Genomic DNA, 20,660 nt, shown 5'->3' with positions numbered 1-20,660 from the left:
ATATTGTAAGAATCTAATTAAATATTATCAAATTATGTATACAAATACAATAAAAACAGTAACATTATGCAATATCTTGATTTTATTTGTAAAAAAGACATGTCATATATTAAAATAAATAAAAATTAAAAAAAGCAGGCACTTAGAGCCTGCCACTACACAAATTATGATTTCCATATTATCTGTGCGACAAGTTTTCGTGTCTACTCATATTTGTATACCCCAGTCTTGCAGATATGTCCATAGCTGTTTGTTTTACTAAGCCTGTAAACTCCTTTGTTGGCTTTTCAACGAAGGCTTTACTTTCTCCTGCAATACTAAGAGCTGCTATAATCTTTCCTCTATAATCATAAATAGGTGCTGCTATACAAAAAATCCCTATTTCATGTTCCTCGTTATCTATGGTATAGCCACATTTTCTTGCGGTTTTAATCTCATCTAAAACTTGCTTAGGTGTTTCTAAAGTAGTAGGTGTAAACTTTTCAAAAGTTATCTTAGAAAGTATTGCAAGAATATTTTCATCATCTTCTTGCAAAAGCAGGGCTTTACCTACTCCGGAACAATACAATGGAATTCTTTTTCCTATTTGACAGTACATTCTAAGACTATTAACCGTATGAATCTTTTCTATAAATATTGCCTCTGTTTGATCAAGAATAGCCATCTGTACAGGGAGTTTTGAAATGTTAACAAGCTGCCTGAGATAGGGTGATGCTTCTGTTTTAAGTTCGATATTATTAAGCTTCATACTGCTTAATTCCACCATTTTAAGTCCTATAATATAGTTGCTTCCGACTCTTTCTAAAAAGCCCCTGTTTTCTAAAGTTGCAAGAAGCCTATGAACGGTAATCTTATTAAGCTCAAGTAAATCCTCGAGTTCTTTTGTACATAATCCTTGCGGGTATTCTGATATAATCTCTAATAACTGTAATGCCCGATCTACAGTTTGCAGTGTGCCTTTAGCCATGGTATAACCTATCTTTCTTTAATATATTTCATTTAATATTCTCATTTTACTTATTATTATATAGGAAGTACTTTAAAACAACAAGGCTGACAAAAATCGTTTTGTCAGCCTCATATTTATATGCTCTATTTTCAATTATCTCGCTAACCAACCGCCATCTACTGCTACAGTATAGCCATTGATGTAGTCAGCAGCTTCTGATGCTAAAAACACAGCTGGTGCTGATACGTCTTCTGGCGTTCCCCAACGGTCAGCAGGTATTCTTTCTAGTATACTCTTATTTCTATCTTCATCAGCTCTTAAAGCAGTTGTATTATTTGTTGCCATATAACCTGGCGCAATCGCATTAACATTGATATTGTGTTTTGCCCACTCATTTGCAAGAGCTCTTGTTATACCCATTACACCACTTTTACTTGATGTATAGGAAGGCACTCTTATTCCCCCTTGGAAAGATAACATGGATGCTATATTAATGATTTTGCCCCCGCTGTTTTGTTTAATATATTGTTTTGCAACAGCCTGTGAGAAGAAAAATACTGTTTTAACATTGATGTTCATAACATCATCCCAATCTTTTTCTGTAAAATCTATGGCATCACAACGTCTGATGATCCCTGCATTATTTATAAGTATATCTACTTTACCAAATTTCGCTACTGCTTGATCAATAATATCTTGTATCGGCTCTATTGAAAGTAAGTTAGCTGTTATACCAATAAAGTCTTTTCCTAACGCTTTAACTTTTTCTTCTGTTTCTGGCATTTCAACATAGTCAACACCTACTATATCTGCTCCTGCACTTGCAAGACCTAATGCAATGCCTTGGCCAAGCCCAGTAGACGCTCCTGTTACAATAGCTACTTTACCACTTAATGAAAATTTATCTAATATATTATTCATATTTATCGCTCCTTAAATAGTTTCTATTATCTTAAATCTGGTGTTTTGATATGGTCCATGTCATCAAAAGTTTTATTTTCTCCAACCATTCCCCATATAAATGTATAGTTCTTTGTACCACAGCCTGAGTGAATAGACCAGCTTGGTGAGATAACCGCTTGTTCATTCTGCATAACAATATGACGGGTCTCAGTAGGCTCTCCCATGTAATGAAATACAACTGAATCATCTGCTATATCAAAGTATAAGTAAACTTCCATTCTTCTTTCATGTGTATGAGAAGGCATTGTATTCCATACACTTCCTTCTTCTAACATTGTAAGCCCCATCATTAACTGACAGCTTTGTAATACATCTGGGTGCAGCAATTGAAAAATGGTTCTCTTATTTGCAGTAGCTTGGTCTCCTAGAACAACTTTTTTAGCATCCTTCATGCTGACATGTTTTGCTGGGTACACAGTATGTGCTGGTGCACTATTAAGATAGAATTTAGCTGGATTTGCTGCATCATTACTTATAAATTCTACTTTAGCTGTTTCTTTTCCTACATATAAAGCATCTTTATTGCCAACTACGTACTCTACCCCATCAACTACAACTTTACCCTCAGCACCAATGTTTATAATACCGAGCTCTCTTCTTTCTAGAAAAGAATTAGTTCCTAGTTCTTTCATTGTATCCACACCATCTGCAAGTTCAATCACTTGATCAGTAGGCACTACGCCACCAACAATAATTCTATCAATATGGCTATAAACCATACTTTTCTTACCTGCTACAAATAAGTTTTCAACCAAAAATTCTTCTCTTAATTCTTCTGTCGTATAATACTTAGCATCCTTTTGATTAGCTCCGTAACGAATATCCATACTAAAGTCCCCCTATTTTTCATTATATGAAACTGTATTTCTTATAAATTTATTATATACCTCTCTATGTATATAGTCAATCATTATTTCATTTTGTGTTAAATAATTTCATATAGTGAAATAAACACAGGTCCTACCCTCTAAAAAAATACTATCTTCTTAAACTTATACCTAATATGCTCACTTCATATAAAAAAGCGTAAAAAAAAACCTCAACTTACAGAGGTTTTTTTATTGACTATTGTGGGCTAAAAACAATTACAACATGACTAGCAAATAAATTCATCCCTAATAGGCGTAAATACATCCAATATAGCCCCATCTTCTAGTGCAATAACCCCATGCACAACTCCAGGATTAGCCACATAAGAATCGCCTGCACTTACAACATAAGTTTCTCCCCCACACATTAATTCAAATTTACCTGACAGAATATAACCCACTTGATCATGGATATCATGACTATGAGGCTCTCCTATTCCACCTTTTTTAAAATCAAAACGAATCATCATAAGTTTATCATTATGAACCATTAACGTGCGTGTTACAAGATCATTTAGAATAGTTACTTTTGCATCATTTTCTTTAATTACCATCATATTCTCCTTTTAATCATCTAAGTTTTTCATTATTATATCAAAAACAAAACCGTAAATACATAGGCTGTAAGTACGGTTTTGTTTTTATCTAAAGTTAATTATGTTTATTTTTTGGTCTTTGAAATGATGTAGTTATATAAATCTTCTTTTTGGCGTCCTAGCACTTTATCCTTAAGTACAAAACCATGCTTAGTCACAAGAAGTATAACAACCATCCCCGGTTTTTTTGAGATACCTTTTACCATACGCCATTTCAACTCCGAAGTTTGAGTTCCGGCTTTAACATGAATACCATGATCATTAAAACCTATTTCTGTATCATGCGAAACCGCAGATACCTGTTTTTTGGCTCGCATATAAATAGCTGCTGGTTGAATAATCGTAAATAAACAAACTGCGACTATTAAAAGTATCTTCACAAAGCTGTTTACATCTTCCCAAAACCTTATGCCTAGCAGTAACATGGCAACAGTAAATATGATATTACATATCCCGATCATTGAACCATAAATACTATACATGGATAACTGCCAAAGGTCATATGCTGTTGTGCGATAAGTAAACGTATATTTCATATTTCTCTACCTAAATAACGATGGAAGCCATAAACTAACTCCCGGAATAAAGGTAATGAGTAAAAGTGTAATAACCATACATAAGTAAAATGGCAATGTGGCTTTTACAACCCGCTCCATCGATACTTTACCAACTGCCGAACCAATAAAGAGTACCGCACCAACCGGTGGTGTTAAAAGACCAATACCACAGTTTAATACAACCATAATACCAAACTGAATAGGATCAATACCAATTGAAGTTGCGATTGGCAGCAGGATCGGAGTCGCAATCAATATAATTGGCGCCATATCCATAATACATCCAAGAATCAAGAGGATAATATTTAAGAGCAGTGCCAAAAGAATTGGATTATCCGTAAGATTAATAATTGCATTTGCTGCTAAACTTGGAACACGTAGACGTGTCAAAGCAAATCCAAAAATACTAGAAGTTGCAATCAGAATAAGTACGATTGAAAGTGTATCCACACACACATCAAGCACTTTCCAAACGCCTTTCCAATCAAGGCCTTTATAAATAAATACACTAACAAGCAAACTGTAAATAACCGCAACCGCTGCTGATTCTGTCGCTGTAAAAACGCCGCCAACTACACCTACTACAACGATTAGAACCGCTGCAAGTGCCCAGAAAGAAACAGCAAATTGTTTTAATAAATTAACTATGCTGAATGGTTCGCCCTTTGGATAGTTTCTTTTAACAGAAATGATATAAGAACCAATCATTAAAGTTACTGCAAGTATTGCGGCTGGCATATAACCTGCAAGGAAAAGACTTCCTACAGAAATACCACCTGCAGTCGTCGCATAAATAACCATGTTATGACTCGGAGGAACTAAAAGTCCTTCGCAAGATGAAGTAATCGTAACTGCCGTTGAAAAGTCATCATCATAGCCTTGGTCTACCATCATAGGAATTAAAATACTACCAAGAGATGCGGTATCAGCAGCTGCTGAACCAGAAATCCCTCCAAAGAAATATGATGCAACGATGTTAACCATCGCCATACCGCCACGCATCCAGCCAACACAGGCATTTGCGAGTGCAATCAGTTTTTCAGAGATACCACCAAATCCCATGAGACAACCCATTGTAATAAAGAAAGGTACCGCCATAAGACTGAAGGAACTAATCCCTTTTACCATCTGCTGAGCAATGGTTGTAAGCGGAAGTCCTTGGTACAAAAGAGAAAATAAAGATGCAAGTGCTACTGCATATGCAATAGGAAATCTTAGAAATACCATGATGAAGAAACTACCAAGCAAAATTAATATTGCCATACTCTCAACACTCATTATTTATCCCCTCCCTGTACAAAAAATTTTTTAATATGATTATATATAGCTTCTATTTCAAAAATAACCATGGCTATCCCTGCCAACGGAACTGGAAAATACATCCAAAACCTAGAAATGCTTGGCATACTTACATAAGAGCCTCTTGAGCCAAGCAGCACTGCATAATTCCATCCTACTACGATCATAACTATCGCAAGTGCAAAAACAGCAATATCTGCAAGAATGTCTAAACCAATTACTAATTTTTTAGGTAAATACCTATCAAATGCTGTCATACGAATATGCGCATTTCTTCTAATCGCTAGAGCTGCAGAAAGCACTGCCATATAGGCCATACACGTTAAAACGACTTCCTCACTCCATGCTGGATCTGGGATAAAAGGAATGTACCTGCCAGCCACTGCCATAGTGGTAATAAGAATATCTACTATTAAAAGTAATTTACATAACAAAAGAACTACCTTATACGTCACATCATATGCCGGTTTAATCTTGTCAATTGTATTAAAAATGTTAGGCATACCTTACCTCCTTAAAAATTTAGACACAAAGGTTGTGATCCTCCTCTGTGTCTATAAAAACATCTTATTAATACTTAGTAAATCTTATTTCATGTTAACAATTTGTTGATAAAGTTCAGCACTGTTTGCTGTAGCAGTAGCAATTACATCTTTAACTGCTTCTTGCCAAGGTGTGATATCATCAACTTCTACAACATTAACACCTTCTGCTTTTAATTGGTCTAAGACTTTGTTTTCAGCTTCTTCAGAAATTGTTCTGTTGAATTCTGATGCATACTTACCAGCTTCCATAATAATATTTTGTTGTTCTTCTGTAAGTTTATCCCAAGCTTCATCTGTGATAACTACTTGGATTGCCCCAAGTGTATGTCCATCAAGAATGATAGTTGGTGCAACTTCTGGGAATGCATTTGATTTGTAGTTAGCGATAGGTTGTTCAGCACCATCAACTACACCAGTTTGAAGTGCAGAATAAAGTTCACCGAAAGCTACAACTGTAGGTGAAGCTCCAAGACCTTCTACTAATCCTTGCATAACAGGGTCATTTGAAACTCTAAGTTTCATACCTTTTAAGTCTTCTATTCCCTTAATATCTTTAACTGTAAAGAAATGACGGAAACCTTCTTCTCCGTAGAATAAACCTCTCACACCACTACCATTTTCATGTGGCTCTAAAAGGAATTCTGGCGCTAATTCAGATGTAGCAAAATTCCAGAAATGTTCACGACTTACAAATGTATAAGGAATAGAAAGTAGTTTTGATTTTTCTCCGCCGTAGCTTGTAAGAGCAAATGCTGAAATACGAGACATATCAATTGTTCCGCCACCGCCAAGCATTGCATCAAGGACATCATTTTCTGATCCTAAAACGCCGCTTGCCTGAATATCAATTTTAATCTTTCCACCTGAAAGTTCTTCAACTTTTTCTTTAAAGGCAGTACCTGTTTGACCAACAATAGTATCTAATGGATTAACTTCTGCATATATAAGAGTAACCTCTGGTTCTGCTGCTGTTTCTGCTGGCGTTGTTTCCGCTGGCGCTGTTGTTTCTGCTGGTGCTGCTGGTGCCGCTGGTGCCTCTGGTGATTTTAAACCACAACCTGCAAATGAAACTGCCATTAAACCACTTAAAAATATTGCTGCTATTTTCTTATTCATATTACCCCTCCTGTGAATTCATGGATAAACTTGTTGTTTTCTGTAACTTTGTTACATCATAACACCAGTTTTCCGCAAAACACTAATATTTATACCTAAATATCAATGTTTTAACTTATATATTTATTATATAAAAAGTGTTTTTATCACACAATAAATAATCTGGCTATTAGCATGACTATCTTATAAACTCTAAAAAACAGCCTGCTATTTTTCAGAGTTTACCAAGACTATTTTGTAATAATAGCATTATTTTGTTCAAATACTTATATTATTCCATGTCTTGAATTTGCTTAACGATCTCTAAATAATTGCTGGCATATTGGTCATAGAGGGGTCTAACAGCCTTTACAAACTCACTGCGATTTTCTATTTCAGTAATGATAACGCCGGCCTTTATCAGCTTTTGTTCGGACTCCTTTTCCTTGATAAGCCATTTTTTCCTTTGAAAAACTTGAGATTCCTTAGCACAGGCCCTAATAATTTCTAAATCTACCTCTGATAGTCGATCCCGTATTTTTTGGCTTGCAATTAACATTTCTGGTATCCTCACATGTTCATCAATTGTGTAGTATTTTGCAACTTCATAATGAAGTGAAGTATCGTAGCTTGGATAATTATTTTCAGCACCATCGATGATCCCCCTTTGCATAGCACTATATACTTCTCCATAAGGCATAGGAATAACGTATGTCCCCAAAGCTTTTGCCATGTCTACGAGCATTTGATTCTCCATAACTCTGACCTTCAGACCTTCTAAATCAGCCAGAGTCTTTATTTCTCGTATACTATTATAGAAGTTGCGCGCCCCTGCATCATACCAAGTTAAGCCAATAAGGTTTTTATCTGCAATACTTTCCAGAAAAAACTCACCAATCTCACTGTTTAATACCCGCCACATATGGTCACTATCCTTATAAATATAAGGAAGCTGTAACACATTAAGCTGTGGTGCTATTTGTGCTGCCATTCCTGCACTTACCCTAGCAAAGTCTATGCCCCCAAACTGAAGTTGCTCAAGAATTTCATTTTCAGGCCCTAACTGCTCGCTATCATAGACTTTAATAACGATACGCCCATTCGTTTTTTCTTCTACTAGGCGTGCAAACTCTTTATCAGCTTGTGTTGTTGGGTGATCAGGCGGTTGATTTTCTGCTAACCGCAAATAGACCGTCGGCTTACTCTGTTCCTGATCAGGTATTCTGTTTTTACAACTTCCCAAAATAAAAAGCCCTATTATACACAGTATCAGTAACCCTTTAGTTGTCTTCATATTCTTTTTCTAAGCCTCCGCCTGTATAAAATTTGCTACGATATTCTGAAGGTGTTATGCCTTCATACTTTTTAAAAACTCTTGTGAAATAGTTAGGATCAACATAGCCGATCTCAGAGCTAATTTCCTTCATAGAAAGCTCTGGATTTTTCATTAAACGTTTGGCCACTCTAATTCTCACCGAACTTAGATAATCAATAAAATTAGTATTAAGATGTTTTTTAAATACCTTACTAATATAGCTAGGACTTAAATAACATACAGAAGAAAGTTGGTCAAGGGTTAAGTTTTCTGCATAATGCATATTAATATAGACGATCAGTTGATCTAAAATAATGGAAGATTTATCTGTTTTTTGCTTATTAATTTTCTCCATATACTGATGAGCAAATTCCCTCAGCAAGCATTTTGCCTCATGTTCAGTCTTAATCTGCATGGTCTGATTAAAAAGATCAAAAGTGTGCAGCGGCGTATCAAAAATTTTATCAGAAAGCCAGTCCCTAATAAGAATAAACTGCTCATAGAGTTTAACACGCAAATGTTCAATAGTTTGTGTAGGGTGAGAAATGTCTTCAAAAACAAGCTCAATATAGCGGGTAAAACTTTCTTCGTCTTGATCATTTAAACTTTTAACCAAAGCCTTTAAATTCTGTTCGCTCATCGATTCTTTTATAGGCTGACGCTTGTTACAGTTTCCTTTTGCCGACCAAAAAGATTTCCACAGACAATCAAGTTTATTACACGGATCTCCAATACCAAAATCCGCATAAAGCTTATGTTCTTCAGCAAAAGATACACTTATTTCATTGATTGCTTCTCTAATTTTCTGCTGAACTTGCAGAAGTTCATTTTGTGTATCTCCTAGCGCAAATACATAAATATAATCTTTAAGTATAATGGTATATTTATGGTTTACCATCATATCAAGTCTTGTCTCAAACTTTTCCAAAAACCTTTTTCTAAGCATTTGTAAGCGCAGCATAGATGGTACAGCTTCTGGATCTGCTTTTGTACTAATAACAATGCCCATTCCCCACTTAAAATTCACTCTGTTAAATTCTAAGTACTCTTTACCTTGCCCCTCTTCAATATCCCCATTAATAAGAGATGTAAGAAATTCATTTTCTAAATACTTAGTGACTTGCTCAAGTTTAGATTCCATTTCTTTTTTACGGAGTTTTTGTTCTTTTTCCTCTTGAAGCATCTCAACTGTTTTTTTAATAACCTCTATAAAACGTTCATTAGTTGCAGGCTTTAAGATAAAGTCCTGAACACCCAATTTTATGGCTTCATGGGCATAGTCAAACTGATCATACGCTGTGAGAAAAATAATTTTGCTGTCTTGCAATATTTTTTTTATAACTTTGGTAGCTTCAATCCCATTAAGTCCAGGCATCTGAATATCCATTAAAATAATATCAGGTGTATGGAGTGCCGCACTTGAAATGGCATCCTGTCCATTTACTGCTTCAAAAAACTCAAAATCAAATAAGGCTTCTTTTTTTAATATAAACTTAATAGCATCCCGTTCTATAGATTCATCATCAACAATGAGTATCTTATATCTTTCCATCAAGTTCATTCCTTTCAAACTTAAATTCCGTGCAGGTGCCACAGCCCTCTTTACTCATCATTTTAAACGTTCCTTGTTGATTATACATCATCATAAAGCGATGATAAACATTACTTACACCAATACTGCGGTGAGAAATATCTTTAAAACTTAAAACTTCCTCAAGCCGTTTTTTACTCATGCCAACTCCTGTATCTGTAATTCTAAGCGTAATTATTTCTTTTTCATCAATATAACGACTAGTAACTTTTATACGTAATTTACCACCTTGTACTTTATGCTCAATGCCATGAATAATGGCATTTTCTATAATGGGCTGTAACATAAAAATAGGGACACTGACCATTTGACTTCTTTCATCCACTATGATTTCATAGGTTAGGCGTTCTTTAAATCTAGACTTCTGCAAGTAAATATACTCTTTAGCCATCCATAATTCTTCTTTTAGTGGAATGACTGAAGCTTGATTTCTAAGCTTGTACCGAAAAAGCTGTGATAAAGCTTGTATCAGCTTTAATGTCTCTTCTGCTTCTTCAAACATAGCTGTTCTTGATATGGTATTTAAGGTATTAAAAAGAAAATGGGGATTGATCTGAGACTGCAGGGCTTCAAACTGAGAGGCCTTAAGAAGTTGTTCCATTCGTATGACTTCTAACTCTTCTTCATGAAGTCGCTTTTCGATAATCACTTTTTCTTTTAAATCACTAACATAACTCTGAATACTTAAACTCATAGTGTTGAAAGAATCAGCTAGTATCCCTACTTCATCTTTTGATGCAATCGTTACTTCTTCAACCTCTAAGTCTCCAGAAGAAATACGCAAGGATGTATCTGCTAATTTTTTGATCGGATTAATAAATGAATTAACAAATAAGAAACCAATAAACATGGCAAAAGCCGAACTAAATGCAATGAGAATAATTGAGATCTGCCTCATGATTCTTGCTTCTTCTGCTAACTTTTTATAAAGCTCATTACCTTCTCCTAAACTAATATAAAATAAATCCTCAATATACCTGCTAGTATAGAGACTAATGCGCTCACCTTCATAGTATGCATTAAAATATGTCGAAATATTTTGCTCCCGTTCCAGTATAGTTTGATCCCACTTTTCATACATAACCTCTAAGGCGTTTTTTATGGCATTGATTCTAAAATACGCATCTAGCGAAGTGAGTTTTGTTTCGAGTTCTGCAACAAGTGTTAGAATCTCAGCTTTTTTGCTTAGATAGCTTGCTTTATCTTCTTCTTTTTTTTCTCGTAAGTACTTTGTAGCAAAATGCTTATTCTCTTCTGTAAACACCATAAGACGGTTAATGCTGTAATAATTAGTCATAGTACCATTAAACTGATCAATAATTGTATAGTTATTATTATTTAAATACAAGTTAAAAAAACTAATTATTGCAATGACAATAAAAAAGTAAGATAAAAGTTTAGTTTTTATTGATAAACGAAGCCAGAAGTCTTTAAAGCTTGGCATTATAGATATTCCTTTCAAGGTAATAATTATATTTTAAGAAATCAAGTTAAATCACATGCATTAATTATATATTTAACTGAGATAAGTGTCAAAACATAAAGAGGGCAGATCCCTTAAGAGCAGCCAGTAACACTAGAGTCCATGGTGAATATCAAGTGTTTCTTATATGTTAAAAAGTATATAAAAAAGAGCCATGGGATTAATTATCTCATGACTTTTTGTGTAAGCGGGTGGTGAGAATCGAACTCATATATTCAACTTAGAAAGCTGACGTTCTAGCATTGAACTTTTAGCCCAAATATAAAAAAACTCCGCATTTTTGCAGAGGTTGTTTTTTATGTAATTTGGCAGCCACCTACTCTCCCGGTCCGTCTCCAGACAAGTACCATCGGCCGACTAGGTCTTAACCTACGTGTTCGGCATGGGAACGGGTGTGTCCCCTAGTCGCATCGCCACCAAAAATAGTGAGAATAAATATCCTCCAGATTTAGACTTCGTCTTGCTGCAAATCTAAATAGCTTTCTTTAAACGAACGGTCGAAACTCACTTCGTTCAAACAGTCTCCCTAAGTGCCTTTTAAATAAACCTATAAGATTTGCTACGCAATACTGCGTGATAAATCTTCCGGATACTTATTCTCTCCCAGCCTCAAAGATTAATCTGTTCGGCATTAAGCTATTTTTAACGTTAATTCATGAAGTTTTTTGGAGTGTCTATGAATAGACTTTGTTGCACTCTCAAAAACAAATACTACGATGTATTAACGTTGTTTTTTAGGTCAAACCCTCGAACCGTTAGTATTGGTCACCTGCATGCATTACTGCACTTACAGCTCCAACCGATCAACCTCATAGTCTCTAAGAGGTCTTACTCCTATGAAACGTAGTTTCTATAGGATGGTAAGTCTTATCTTGAGGTCTGCTTCACACTTAGATGCCTTCAGCGTTTATCAGATCCAGACTTGGCTACTCTGCTATGCCTTTGGTAAGACAACAGATGCACCAGAGATCCGTTCATCCCAGTCCTCTCGTACTAAGGACAACTCCTCTCAAACTTCCTGCTCCCACAACGGATAGGGACCAAACTGTCTCACGACGTTCTGAACCCTACTCGCGTACCGCTTTAATGCGCGAACAGCCCAATCCTTGGAACCTGCTTCAGCTCCAAGATGCGATGAGCCGACATCGAGATGCCAAACCTCCCCGTCGGTGTCACAGTCAAGCAACTGATGCTAGAATATAAATAGGAGAAGTTAAAGTGAGTTTTTTCATGTTTGATGTTATAATAAAAAAACAGAAACTCTAAAAGCCAAAGGCCATGTAATTACTGAAAAAACTGTGGGTAATTATACGCGAGTGGCTTAATCGTTTTGTGATTAAGCATCTTAAACTTGCCCATGTGTTGATATTTGAATACATTGATACATTTTATAATACTACTAGACTTCATAGTTTTTGCAATATGATGTCTCCACATGATTTTGAGGCAGAATCCGCAATATAATTTATTCATGAAAAAATCACGTTTAGGTCGTCCTTTTTCTTGACAGAAAACCATATCTCCTCCATGCATTCTGCAACACTGCATACTAGTACTCGATATTTCGTACAGCTTCAATTACATCCATATATTTTGGGCCATATTTCTTATATACAATTTCCACTGCATGACTCCAGTCTTCTGGATCTTCCAGCTCCGTGATCATCACCCCAGCATCTTCTAACTTTTTATAAGCCTCTTTATCCGCCTTCTCAATCTCACGCTTGTTAAATTCTTCTGTAATCCTTATTGCTTCACGTATAATTTCCTTATCTTCTTCTGAGAATCTTTTCCAAGTAATCTCACTCATCAAAATAACACTTGGTGCGTAGGAATGACCATCTTTTACATAATAGGGTGCAACCTTATAAAACCGATTTGAATAGTAACTAATAATCGGGTTTTCACCGCCATTTACACTCCCAGATTCCAGTGAAGTATACAATTCTGCATAGGCCGTTGGGACAGGAATCGCACCAAGTGCACGCACTGTATCCTCCAACATCTCTGATGGCATTACCCGTATTCTAAGATCTTTCATGTCCGCGAGGTTTTTTATTGGTTTTTCAGTTACAAAAAAGTTCCTCGGTCCCTCATCCAGATAACATAACCCTACCATTTGACTGCCAGCTTCTTGAACGCTGCCTAACAGACGATTACCCAGTTCGCTGTTACATACCGCCCAAAAATGATCCCTGTTTCTAAAAATATACGGCAATGCCAGTGCTGAAATCTCAAGATCGCCTGCTTCGGAAATCGATGCGATATTTCCTCGGTATAAATCCAGTGCACCCATCTTCAAAGCTTGGTAATATTGGGTTTCCTCGCCTAGTTGTCCAGATGAATACACTTCAACTTCAATATGTCCTTGACTAAGTTCTTTTACCCTATCTGCGAAATAATGGGCAGTATTAGTGATAATGTGACCTTCAGGGTTTACCTCCCCATATCGCAAGATTACCTTTACTTCGCTCAACTCTGAAGCATTCTGTTTTGTGGTACAACCTCCCATTACGCCCAATAAGACTATCCCTATTCCAAAAGCAACTGTAATTCTAATCCTTTTCCTCATATATCTTATCCAACCCATTTTTCCCTTTCACACAATAAGACTGTCCTGTTTTTCAACAGAACAGCCTAAACCATTTATTTTTTTATGTTGCCACACCATAAACAAGATTTGGAAGCCACAATATAGCTTGTGGAAAAAATATCATAAATACTACCACCATAATTACTGCAAGATAAAACGGCCATCCATATCTTACTGTTTCTTCAATTGGACAATCCATAATGTCTGACACCGTGTATAATGCAGTTCCTACTGGTGGTGTCATCACCCCAAAGGTTACACATGTCATCATAATCATACCGAATACAACCGGGTCTACTCCAACGCTCTGCATAACAGGAAGTAAAATAGGTGTTAAAATCAGTGCAATAACAGTCGTTTCCATAAACATCCCACAGAATAGAAGAAATAAGATAACCATAATCAACAAAATAGTTGAATTCCCTGTAATTCCCACCATAAATGTTGCAATACTGGTAGTTAGATCGTCAAATACTACTCCGTATCCAAAGATTCCAGAAAAAGCAAGAATAATAGTAATGACCGTTATGTCTTTTACACTGTCCTGCAATGTTTTGATAAAGCCCTTCCATGAGAGTTCTTTATAAATAAACATACCTACAATTAATGCATATACACAGGCGAATGCGCCTGATTCTGACGGACTCATAATACCAAAACGAATCAATATAATTAGCATGATTGGGAAAATTAAAGCCCAGATACTATCTAATGCTGCTTTTCCAATCTCACCCATACTTGCCGGTCTGTCGTGTTCTGGCTTATATCCATAAAGCTTCGCACTCCATGATGTAGCAATCATCAAGAAAATACACATCAATACACCTGGCACCCAACCAGCCATAAATAATCGGCCAATTGAAACTTCTCCGACTGTACCATAAATAATCAGCCCCATACTTGGTGGAATTGTTGCAACAATCAGGCCAGAAAGACCATTAATTGCTGCAGACCAGCCTTTTTTATATCCCAAGCGGTTCATTTCTGGTCCAAGAATACGACATTCCATTGCTGCATCTGCTACTGCTGATCCCGAAACACCACCCATCAAAGTTGAAAGGAGACATGAAACTTGACCAATATTTCCATACATATGTCCCGTACAAATATTTGCAAGTTTCATCAATTTCTTTGTAATCCCTGTACTATTCATCAGATTTCCTGCAAGAATAAATAGAGGAATTGCAAGCATAGTAAAACTCTGGGTTGTTGAAATTGATTTTTGCACTAGAACAGCCATTGGTAAGTCACGAATTAGGAAAAATGATAATCCTGAAATACCAATTGAAAATGCTACCGGCATTCCAAGTATCAAAAGAATCAGAAAGATTAATATTGCATATCCCACTAGTTTCCCCGCCTTCCTAAATCATCTGCTTTTGTTTTTATTACTTCTACTAATTTTGTAACTGTAGATATGATCATGCACAGTGCACCTACTGGAACAGCTGCTGTAACCCATGCATAGCTAATATGTAACGTATTGATCTGTCTCTGATAACCTGTCTGAACCATAACAACACCATATACTACCAGTACCATTAAAAAGCCAATGATAATCAGTTTAAAAAGAATATCCAAGATCTTGCGGACCTTTGGCGGAAACTTACGAAGCAGAACATCAATTCCAATAAAACCTGTTGTTCTGATTGCAAGATCACTTCCCATAAACACCATCCAGGCAAATGCTACCAACGCTGCATCCTGTGCCCAGTTTAATGGATACTTGAATGTTCGAAACATCGCTGCTGCAAAAACAAGCACCATGATACCTGCAAGCAATACACTTGCCATCACTTTTTCTAGTTTGCAAAATTTTTCATAGACTGCTTTCATTTCTTGCCTCCAGATCTACTGTTAATTAAGTCCTGCTTCTTTATAAATTTCACCACGAAGTTCCTTCCAGCCCATCTTATCATATGCAGATTCAGCGGCTTCTTTAAATGCCTCTTTATCAACTTCTACGATTGTCATCCCATTATCCACAAGAGTTTTTTCAAGGTCTTCTTGTGCTGCAACAATATCCTGCGCATTATCATATGCACACTCATAGAAACCATCTAAAACAACTTGCTTATATTCTTCTGGAATCCCTTGAAACCACTTTTCTCCAGCAATCAAACAGTTAAATAAATTAATATGTTCTGTTTTATTTACATATTTACATACTTCATAAATATGAGAAGATACTGCTGAAGTATTTTGTACTTCACAACCATCAATTGCCTTTGTCTGAATACTGTTATAAACCTCTGACCAGCCAACATTGTATGGCGTTGCTCCCATTGCTGTGATTGAAGCGTTATATGGGTCAGCCCCTGGCGTACGGATTACCAGTCCCTTTAAATCCTCTGGTTTCATAGCTTCCTTTTGAGTCATAAATGATCTTGCACCATCATAATAGTTAAAGCATAATACACGAATTCCCTGATCCTTCAGTTCTTCTGACCAGCCTTTAAATGTATCTGTGTTGATTACTTTCAGACCATCATCATAATTGTCAACAAAGTATGCCATGTTAAAAATACCAATATCTTTCACATAGCTTGACATACGGCCTGCATCTGTAAGAACTGCAACACCAACACCTGATAAGGCCTGATCAATCATATCTTCCTCTGCACCTAGCTGGCCAGATGGATATATTGTAACCTTTACTATGCCGTTTGTATCCTCTGCAATTTTATCTGCTGCAGCCTTTAACCCTTGATAAATCATAGATGTATCAGGTTGAGTAGTGGAGACTTTTAGTTCATAAGTTTCTCCTGATGCTTTCACTGCTTCTGTCTTTCCAGCCCCTTCTGATGCTGATGTACCAGCATTTCCTGACGGAGAGCAACCGGCCAATCCCATTCCCATTACTGTCGCCATTACGACTGCTACTACTGCTGCTAACTTTTTCTTTTTCATTACTTCATCCTCCTAAAACATTATTTTGATGAAGTAATTATAAATTTTTTGTGAAGATTGGTAAAGGTAATATGAAATCCACACAAGGAAATATTGGTTCAGGACTATTCCATCTCTACATTTGAATCCATAGCCTGAATTGTATAATACTCTTTTGGTGACATTTTTTCTTTCTTTTTAAAGCATTTCCCAAAATAATTAGAATCAGAAAACCCTACTTTGTAAGCAATATCCGTTATGGTACTATTCCCTAGACGTATAAGCCCTTTTGCCTTTGTTAAGCGATAATCGGTTAGGTATTCTGTAAATGAAATTCCTTCAACATTCTTAAAGCATTTGCTAAGATATCCTGTGCTGATTCCTAACGCTTCGGACACACTCTGAAGACTTACCGGCTCATTATAATGATTTTCAATATAACTTTTAGCATCCCGAACCACAAAAGTATTATTATTAATCCGCATACTTTTCTTGCTTTTTATGATAAGTTGAACACACTCTTCTAAAAACTGGTACAACTTTGACTCTTCACTTGATGCATGTGAAAAAAGCCGAAACAAATGAATGGCATCCGCAGTATGTAATCTACTTTCAGGAAGTTTATTAATCTTTCTAATAATTGTCATAAGACTTCTTCTCAATGTACTCTTTCTGAATGTTTCATTAGCCCCACCCTCTACTCCAAGAAGTTCCCATATTTGCCGCATCCAAAACAAACTTTGTTCCATATTGCCATTTGCCAGATAAAAATACACCTTATCTTCTAAATCACATAATTGCCATGATTTTCCGATATCCATCTCAAGATTCTCTTTTATTTCTGGACTTGAATATTCCGAAACATATCTCACTGCCTCCTGGTAGGCCTTTGGCAGCTCATTATAATCCTGATAAATGCCACTTGTTCCGCAAAAGACTGTTTCCTTGTCTAGTTCCTTAATATAGTTTCTAGCTTTTCGAATACATCCATTTAGAGCTGCATATGCACTGTCTTCTTCGGCGAAGACATACACAACCAGATGTCTAAATAAATAGCTCATAATTACATGTGTATGTTTAATACAGAAGATCCCTTTTAGAATCTCATAGCCAATGGGTCCCATTCTAGAAATGCCATTGTTTAAAAAAACGATACTCTTAAAACTACAGTCCTGAACTCCCCACATAGCCAGTTCTTTTTGAAGCATAGGATTCTTTTTTCTTCCAAAAGCTGCATCCCATACAATATCCTTATCGATATCTTCATGAAAATTAAATTCACCCTCGGATTCTTGTTTATCCAAATTATTTTTAAACTTTGTACCAAGCTCAGCAATTACCTTATCTAGTGTTTCCGCCAATTCATTGTCTAAATACGGCTTAACCAAAAAATCCTTTACTCCTATTTTCAGTGCCTGCTTTGCATATGAGAACTCGCCATATGCTGAAACAATAACCAGCTGCAATTCTGGATATTTTCGTACTAACTGTGCCGCTGCTTCCAATCCATCAATCCTTGGCATTCGTATATCCATTAAAATGATATCTGGCCGATACTCTTCCGCTTTTTCTAATACTTCCGCCCCATCCTTTGCCATGTATACAATATCAAGGATGCCAGCATATCGCTCGCTTATTGACCTATGTAGGTAATCTCTCTCATATTGCTCATCATCTGCAATCATCAATTTAATCATCTATCTTCTCTGCCTCCTCTACCTCCTTGTACAAGAACAAAGTAATTTTTGTGCCTCTGCCATTACTTTCAATCTCCATAACATCGTCTTTATGATACATCAATCGCAAACGTTCCATAACATTGTACATCCCTATATTCTTCGTCTGAATATGATTTTTCAAATTATCAACCACACGATCTGACAAACCACATCCATTATCTTCTACAATCACTTGTATACATTTAGCCTTTTCTACAATTGAAATCTTTACTTTTCCATCTGCTACTATATTTTTTAACCCATGCTGAATTGCGTTTTCTATCAAAGGTTGAATGATCAATGGCGGTACCATGATTTCCTCATCCATATACGACTTTCTTATATCCAATTGAAAATCAATTCGACCTTTTCCATGAATCTTTTGAATATAGAGATAGGATTCTAGCAATTCAATTTCTTCATCGATGGCAATTGATGTGGATTGTATCTCGATACTCGTACGCAAAATACGAGAAATAGACTTAATCAACACAATGGATGTTTCTTTTTCATCTAACTGAATACTGCGAATCACCAAACTTAATGTATTAAACAAAAAATGTGGATTAATTTGCATCTGTAATTCCTTCATCTTTGACTCCGCCAGACGCCTCTTCTGCATCTCATTTTCCAATACCTGCTCTGATAGACGTTCCTTGATCTTGAAGTTTTTATTAATCTCCTGTATCATCTCTCGAATCGTGTGTTTCATCTCATTAAATGTACGAATAACAAAATTCATTTCAATATATGGTGTATATGCAATATCTTCTATATCCAAATTCTGAGTTTTAATCTCCTGTGCTGCCTCAGTCAGCTTTTCAATTCCTTCTACCATATTGCGATATATGGAGGTATTAATAAAAAAGCTGAAAAAGGCTATCACCAGCAGTGAAACATTTACAAAAATAGTCATCGTTCTAAGCCGTTTTGAATACTCCGAAAAAAAACCGGATATATATTCAAGGTAATAAGAATTCAACAAATTCATATTACGCTCAATCAATAAATCCAGATTTTCAATATAGCTGACATCTCCCTTGTACACCGTACTTTTCGGCTCCATATAGGGTTGAATTTTCTCCATCCTATGCTCGAGCATCTGATATACAATACGGTACATCATGATGCACGACCGATCCTTATTCATCTCATTTCGCAAATTAGATAAAATGAAAAAGATGTGATCATTGGCCTGATAGTAATCATCTTTTACATCTTTTTCATGCTGTTTCATATATAATTGAAAATATGATTTAGAATCATTATAAGATACCGCCATCTCATTAATTGATTTGTGCTTATCTAAAAGATCAGTATAATTCTTAATAAAATTTCCAGTAACATAAATATTAAATGAAATAAATAGAAATAGGCAAAGACCAAACAATATATAATTTCTTCGTATTTCTGTAGTGATTTTCCTTGTTTTTCCCTTCATTAGTCTATTTCCCTTGATCAAATCCAATACTAAACCAGATATATCGTTCATTCTAGTTCCAACCTTTCTAGACATCAGACTGACATCCAACCGTCGCCTGCTTTTTATTTCTTACAATTGGAGTAAACAATGCGTACTTGTAAGAAATATCATCAGCAAATACTTCGCCCTCTAGCTACAATTCCTCCTTCAAGCAATACCTTACTACAAACACAATCTGCAGAACCTTGTACTAATTTACATAAAATCTACTGATAGATAAGTGTAATTTCTTTTTACTATAACATTCTTCTGGCAGACTTGTCCATTTACTATGGCACCCAAATATCATGACACAGCTAAAAACTGATCACAAACCTGGGTTTTATTTGGTGAAAATAGAAAACTATAACCTTTTATAGAAGTAGCTGAAACTATAATGGATTGGCAAATAAGCAGAAATAAAAAAGGTAGATACCTTAAATTCTTAAGATATCTACCTATATAATTAGAAAAGGGTGATGGGAATTGAACCCACGTGGCCAGCTTGGAAGGCTGGTGTTCTGCCATTAAACTTTTGCCCCACAATATAAAAAACTCCGCATTTTTGCAGAGATTGATTTTTATGTAATTTGGCAGCCACCTACTCTCCCGGCTCGTCTCCAAGCAAGTACCATCGGCCGACTAGGTCTTAACCTACGTGTTCGGTATGGGAACGGGTGTGTCCCCTAGTCGCATCGCCACCAAAAATATTAGATTGTAAGAATATAAAATTTGC

Annotated in this window: 18 protein-coding genes, 1 tRNA gene, 2 rRNA genes and 2 other annotated features; of the genes, 1 reads left to right on the top strand and 20 read right to left on the bottom strand. The window is 36.0% G+C overall.

From position 1 onward, the window contains the following. Nucleotides 1–178: 178 nt before the first annotated feature. From BN3326_RS16385 to rrf (BN3326_RS16330), 12 genes are all read right to left on the bottom strand, one after another. Nucleotides 179–967 carry an IclR family transcriptional regulator gene (locus BN3326_RS16385; protein ID WP_070000341.1) on the bottom strand — a complete coding sequence of 263 codons (789 nt, stop codon included), beginning with the start codon at nt 965–967 and terminating at the stop codon, nt 179–181. A gap of 135 nt (nt 968–1,102) precedes the next feature. Further along, the gene (kduD, locus tag BN3326_RS16380) at nt 1,103–1,870 is read right to left on the bottom strand and encodes a 2-dehydro-3-deoxy-D-gluconate 5-dehydrogenase KduD (protein WP_070000340.1); all 768 of its coding nucleotides are present in this window, start codon (nt 1,868–1,870) and stop codon (nt 1,103–1,105) included. Nucleotides 1,871–1,896: 26 nt separating this feature from the next. After that, the gene (gene kduI, locus BN3326_RS16375; protein ID WP_070000339.1) at nt 1,897–2,739 is read right to left on the bottom strand and encodes a 5-dehydro-4-deoxy-D-glucuronate isomerase; all 843 of its coding nucleotides are present in this window, start codon (nt 2,737–2,739) and stop codon (nt 1,897–1,899) included. 269 nt (nt 2,740–3,008) lie between these two features. Then, nucleotides 3,009–3,335: a cupin domain-containing protein gene (locus tag BN3326_RS16370; RefSeq protein WP_070000338.1), complete on the bottom strand. Its 327-nt coding sequence runs from the start codon at nt 3,333–3,335 to the stop codon at nt 3,009–3,011. A 107-nt stretch (nt 3,336–3,442) separates the two neighbouring features. After that, nucleotides 3,443–3,913 (bottom strand): YcxB family protein, encoded by a 471-nt coding sequence (locus BN3326_RS16365; RefSeq protein ID WP_070000337.1) that lies wholly within the window; start codon nt 3,911–3,913, stop codon nt 3,443–3,445. 6 nt (nt 3,914–3,919) lie between these two features. Then, nucleotides 3,920–5,212: a TRAP transporter large permease gene (locus BN3326_RS16360; protein ID WP_070000336.1), complete on the bottom strand. Its 1,293-nt coding sequence runs from the start codon at nt 5,210–5,212 to the stop codon at nt 3,920–3,922. Beyond that, nucleotides 5,212–5,736 (bottom strand): TRAP transporter small permease, encoded by a 525-nt coding sequence (locus BN3326_RS16355; protein ID WP_070000335.1) that lies wholly within the window; start codon nt 5,734–5,736, stop codon nt 5,212–5,214. The genes BN3326_RS16360 and BN3326_RS16355 overlap by 1 nt, the downstream gene beginning before the upstream one ends. Before the next feature lie 84 nt (nt 5,737–5,820). Beyond that, nucleotides 5,821–6,894, bottom strand: coding sequence for a TRAP transporter substrate-binding protein (locus BN3326_RS16350; RefSeq protein WP_070000334.1), 1,074 nt, complete (start codon nt 6,892–6,894; stop codon nt 5,821–5,823). 271 nt (nt 6,895–7,165) lie between these two features. After that, nucleotides 7,166–8,167 carry a TRAP transporter substrate-binding protein gene (locus BN3326_RS16345; protein WP_070000333.1) on the bottom strand — a complete coding sequence of 334 codons (1,002 nt, stop codon included), beginning with the start codon at nt 8,165–8,167 and terminating at the stop codon, nt 7,166–7,168. Beyond that, nucleotides 8,154–9,740: a response regulator gene (locus BN3326_RS16340; protein WP_070000332.1), complete on the bottom strand. Its 1,587-nt coding sequence runs from the start codon at nt 9,738–9,740 to the stop codon at nt 8,154–8,156. Before BN3326_RS16340 ends, BN3326_RS16345 begins: the two co-directional genes overlap by 14 nt. Then, a complete protein-coding gene (locus tag BN3326_RS16335; protein ID WP_070000331.1) occupies nt 9,727–11,223 on the bottom strand; it encodes a sensor histidine kinase in 1,497 nt (498 codons plus the stop codon). The genes BN3326_RS16340 and BN3326_RS16335 overlap by 14 nt, the downstream gene beginning before the upstream one ends. 342 nt (nt 11,224–11,565) lie before the next feature. Next, nucleotides 11,566–11,683 (bottom strand): 5S ribosomal RNA (gene rrf / locus BN3326_RS16330). 326 nt (nt 11,684–12,009) lie between these two features. After that, nucleotides 12,010–12,284 (bottom strand) — a sequence feature (23S ribosomal RNA rRNA prediction is too short). Between the two features lie 20 nt (nt 12,285–12,304). After that, nucleotides 12,305–12,483: a sequence feature (23S ribosomal RNA rRNA prediction is too short), on the bottom strand. A 66-nt stretch (nt 12,484–12,549) separates the two neighbouring features. Between rrf (BN3326_RS16330) and BN3326_RS22805 the strand changes: the two genes are divergently transcribed. Beyond that, nucleotides 12,550–12,726 carry an IS3 family transposase gene (locus BN3326_RS22805; protein WP_141722949.1) on the top strand — a complete coding sequence of 59 codons (177 nt, stop codon included), beginning with the start codon at nt 12,550–12,552 and terminating at the stop codon, nt 12,724–12,726. Nucleotides 12,727–12,811: 85 nt separating this feature from the next. Here BN3326_RS22805 and BN3326_RS16320 read toward each other — a convergent pair whose 3' ends face one another. The 8 genes from BN3326_RS16320 to rrf (BN3326_RS16285) form a co-directional block, all read right to left on the bottom strand. Next, a complete protein-coding gene (locus BN3326_RS16320) occupies nt 12,812–13,834 on the bottom strand; it encodes a TRAP transporter substrate-binding protein (protein ID WP_070000433.1) in 1,023 nt (340 codons plus the stop codon). A gap of 82 nt (nt 13,835–13,916) precedes the next feature. Continuing rightward, nucleotides 13,917–15,203 carry a TRAP transporter large permease gene (locus tag BN3326_RS16315; protein ID WP_074463620.1) on the bottom strand — a complete coding sequence of 429 codons (1,287 nt, stop codon included), beginning with the start codon at nt 15,201–15,203 and terminating at the stop codon, nt 13,917–13,919. After that, nucleotides 15,203–15,691 (bottom strand): TRAP transporter small permease, encoded by a 489-nt coding sequence (locus tag BN3326_RS16310; RefSeq protein ID WP_070000329.1) that lies wholly within the window; start codon nt 15,689–15,691, stop codon nt 15,203–15,205. The genes BN3326_RS16315 and BN3326_RS16310 overlap by 1 nt, the downstream gene beginning before the upstream one ends. 21 nt (nt 15,692–15,712) lie before the next feature. Continuing rightward, nucleotides 15,713–16,765: a C4-dicarboxylate TRAP transporter substrate-binding protein gene (locus BN3326_RS16305; RefSeq protein WP_070000328.1), complete on the bottom strand. Its 1,053-nt coding sequence runs from the start codon at nt 16,763–16,765 to the stop codon at nt 15,713–15,715. Nucleotides 16,766–16,869: 104 nt separating this feature from the next. After that, nucleotides 16,870–18,441: a response regulator transcription factor gene (locus BN3326_RS16300; protein ID WP_070000327.1), complete on the bottom strand. Its 1,572-nt coding sequence runs from the start codon at nt 18,439–18,441 to the stop codon at nt 16,870–16,872. Further along, nucleotides 18,434–19,978, bottom strand: coding sequence for a sensor histidine kinase (locus BN3326_RS16295; RefSeq protein ID WP_083258820.1), 1,545 nt, complete (start codon nt 19,976–19,978; stop codon nt 18,434–18,436). The genes BN3326_RS16300 and BN3326_RS16295 overlap by 8 nt, the downstream gene beginning before the upstream one ends. A 424-nt stretch (nt 19,979–20,402) precedes the next feature. After that, nucleotides 20,403–20,458, bottom strand: a tRNA-Gly gene (locus BN3326_RS16290). Nucleotides 20,459–20,512: 54 nt separating this feature from the next. Beyond that, nucleotides 20,513–20,630, bottom strand: a 5S ribosomal RNA gene (gene rrf, locus BN3326_RS16285). Nucleotides 20,631–20,660: the final 30 nt, after the last annotated feature.

Source organism: Cellulosilyticum sp. I15G10I2 (genome assembly GCF_900095725.1).
Lineage (GTDB): Bacteria > Bacillota > Clostridia > Lachnospirales > Cellulosilyticaceae > FMMP01.
Note: the sequence above shows the minus strand (reverse complement) of the source record. Positions and strands in the feature narration are given on the sequence as shown.

What these genes read in the sequence shown, in the direction of transcription:
- BN3326_RS16335 (WP_070000331.1), bottom strand. Translation starts at nt 11,223, where the DNA reads ATGCCAAGCTTTAAAGACTTCTGGCTTCGTTTATCAATAAAAACTAAA.
- BN3326_RS16360 (WP_070000336.1), bottom strand. Translation starts at nt 5,212, where the DNA reads ATGAGTGTTGAGAGTATGGCAATATTAATTTTGCTTGGTAGTTTCTTC.
- BN3326_RS16350 (WP_070000334.1), bottom strand. Translation starts at nt 6,894, where the DNA reads ATGAATAAGAAAATAGCAGCAATATTTTTAAGTGGTTTAATGGCAGTT.
- BN3326_RS16320 (WP_070000433.1), bottom strand. Translation starts at nt 13,834, where the DNA reads ATGAGGAAAAGGATTAGAATTACAGTTGCTTTTGGAATAGGGATAGTC.
- BN3326_RS16385 (WP_070000341.1), bottom strand. Translation starts at nt 967, where the DNA reads ATGGCTAAAGGCACACTGCAAACTGTAGATCGGGCATTACAGTTATTA.
- kduD (WP_070000340.1), bottom strand. Translation starts at nt 1,870, where the DNA reads ATGAATAATATATTAGATAAATTTTCATTAAGTGGTAAAGTAGCTATT.
- BN3326_RS16370 (WP_070000338.1), bottom strand. Translation starts at nt 3,335, where the DNA reads ATGGTAATTAAAGAAAATGATGCAAAAGTAACTATTCTAAATGATCTT.
- BN3326_RS16310 (WP_070000329.1), bottom strand. Translation starts at nt 15,691, where the DNA reads ATGAAAGCAGTCTATGAAAAATTTTGCAAACTAGAAAAAGTGATGGCA.
- BN3326_RS16305 (WP_070000328.1), bottom strand. Translation starts at nt 16,765, where the DNA reads ATGAAAAAGAAAAAGTTAGCAGCAGTAGTAGCAGTCGTAATGGCGACA.
- BN3326_RS16355 (WP_070000335.1), bottom strand. Translation starts at nt 5,736, where the DNA reads ATGCCTAACATTTTTAATACAATTGACAAGATTAAACCGGCATATGAT.
- BN3326_RS16295 (WP_083258820.1), bottom strand. Translation starts at nt 19,978, where the DNA reads ATGTCTAGAAAGGTTGGAACTAGAATGAACGATATATCTGGTTTAGTA.
- BN3326_RS16365 (WP_070000337.1), bottom strand. Translation starts at nt 3,913, where the DNA reads ATGAAATATACGTTTACTTATCGCACAACAGCATATGACCTTTGGCAG.
- BN3326_RS16300 (WP_070000327.1), bottom strand. Translation starts at nt 18,441, where the DNA reads ATGATTAAATTGATGATTGCAGATGATGAGCAATATGAGAGAGATTAC.
- kduI (WP_070000339.1), bottom strand. Translation starts at nt 2,739, where the DNA reads ATGGATATTCGTTACGGAGCTAATCAAAAGGATGCTAAGTATTATACG.
- BN3326_RS16340 (WP_070000332.1), bottom strand. Translation starts at nt 9,740, where the DNA reads ATGGAAAGATATAAGATACTCATTGTTGATGATGAATCTATAGAACGG.
- BN3326_RS16345 (WP_070000333.1), bottom strand. Translation starts at nt 8,167, where the DNA reads ATGAAGACAACTAAAGGGTTACTGATACTGTGTATAATAGGGCTTTTT.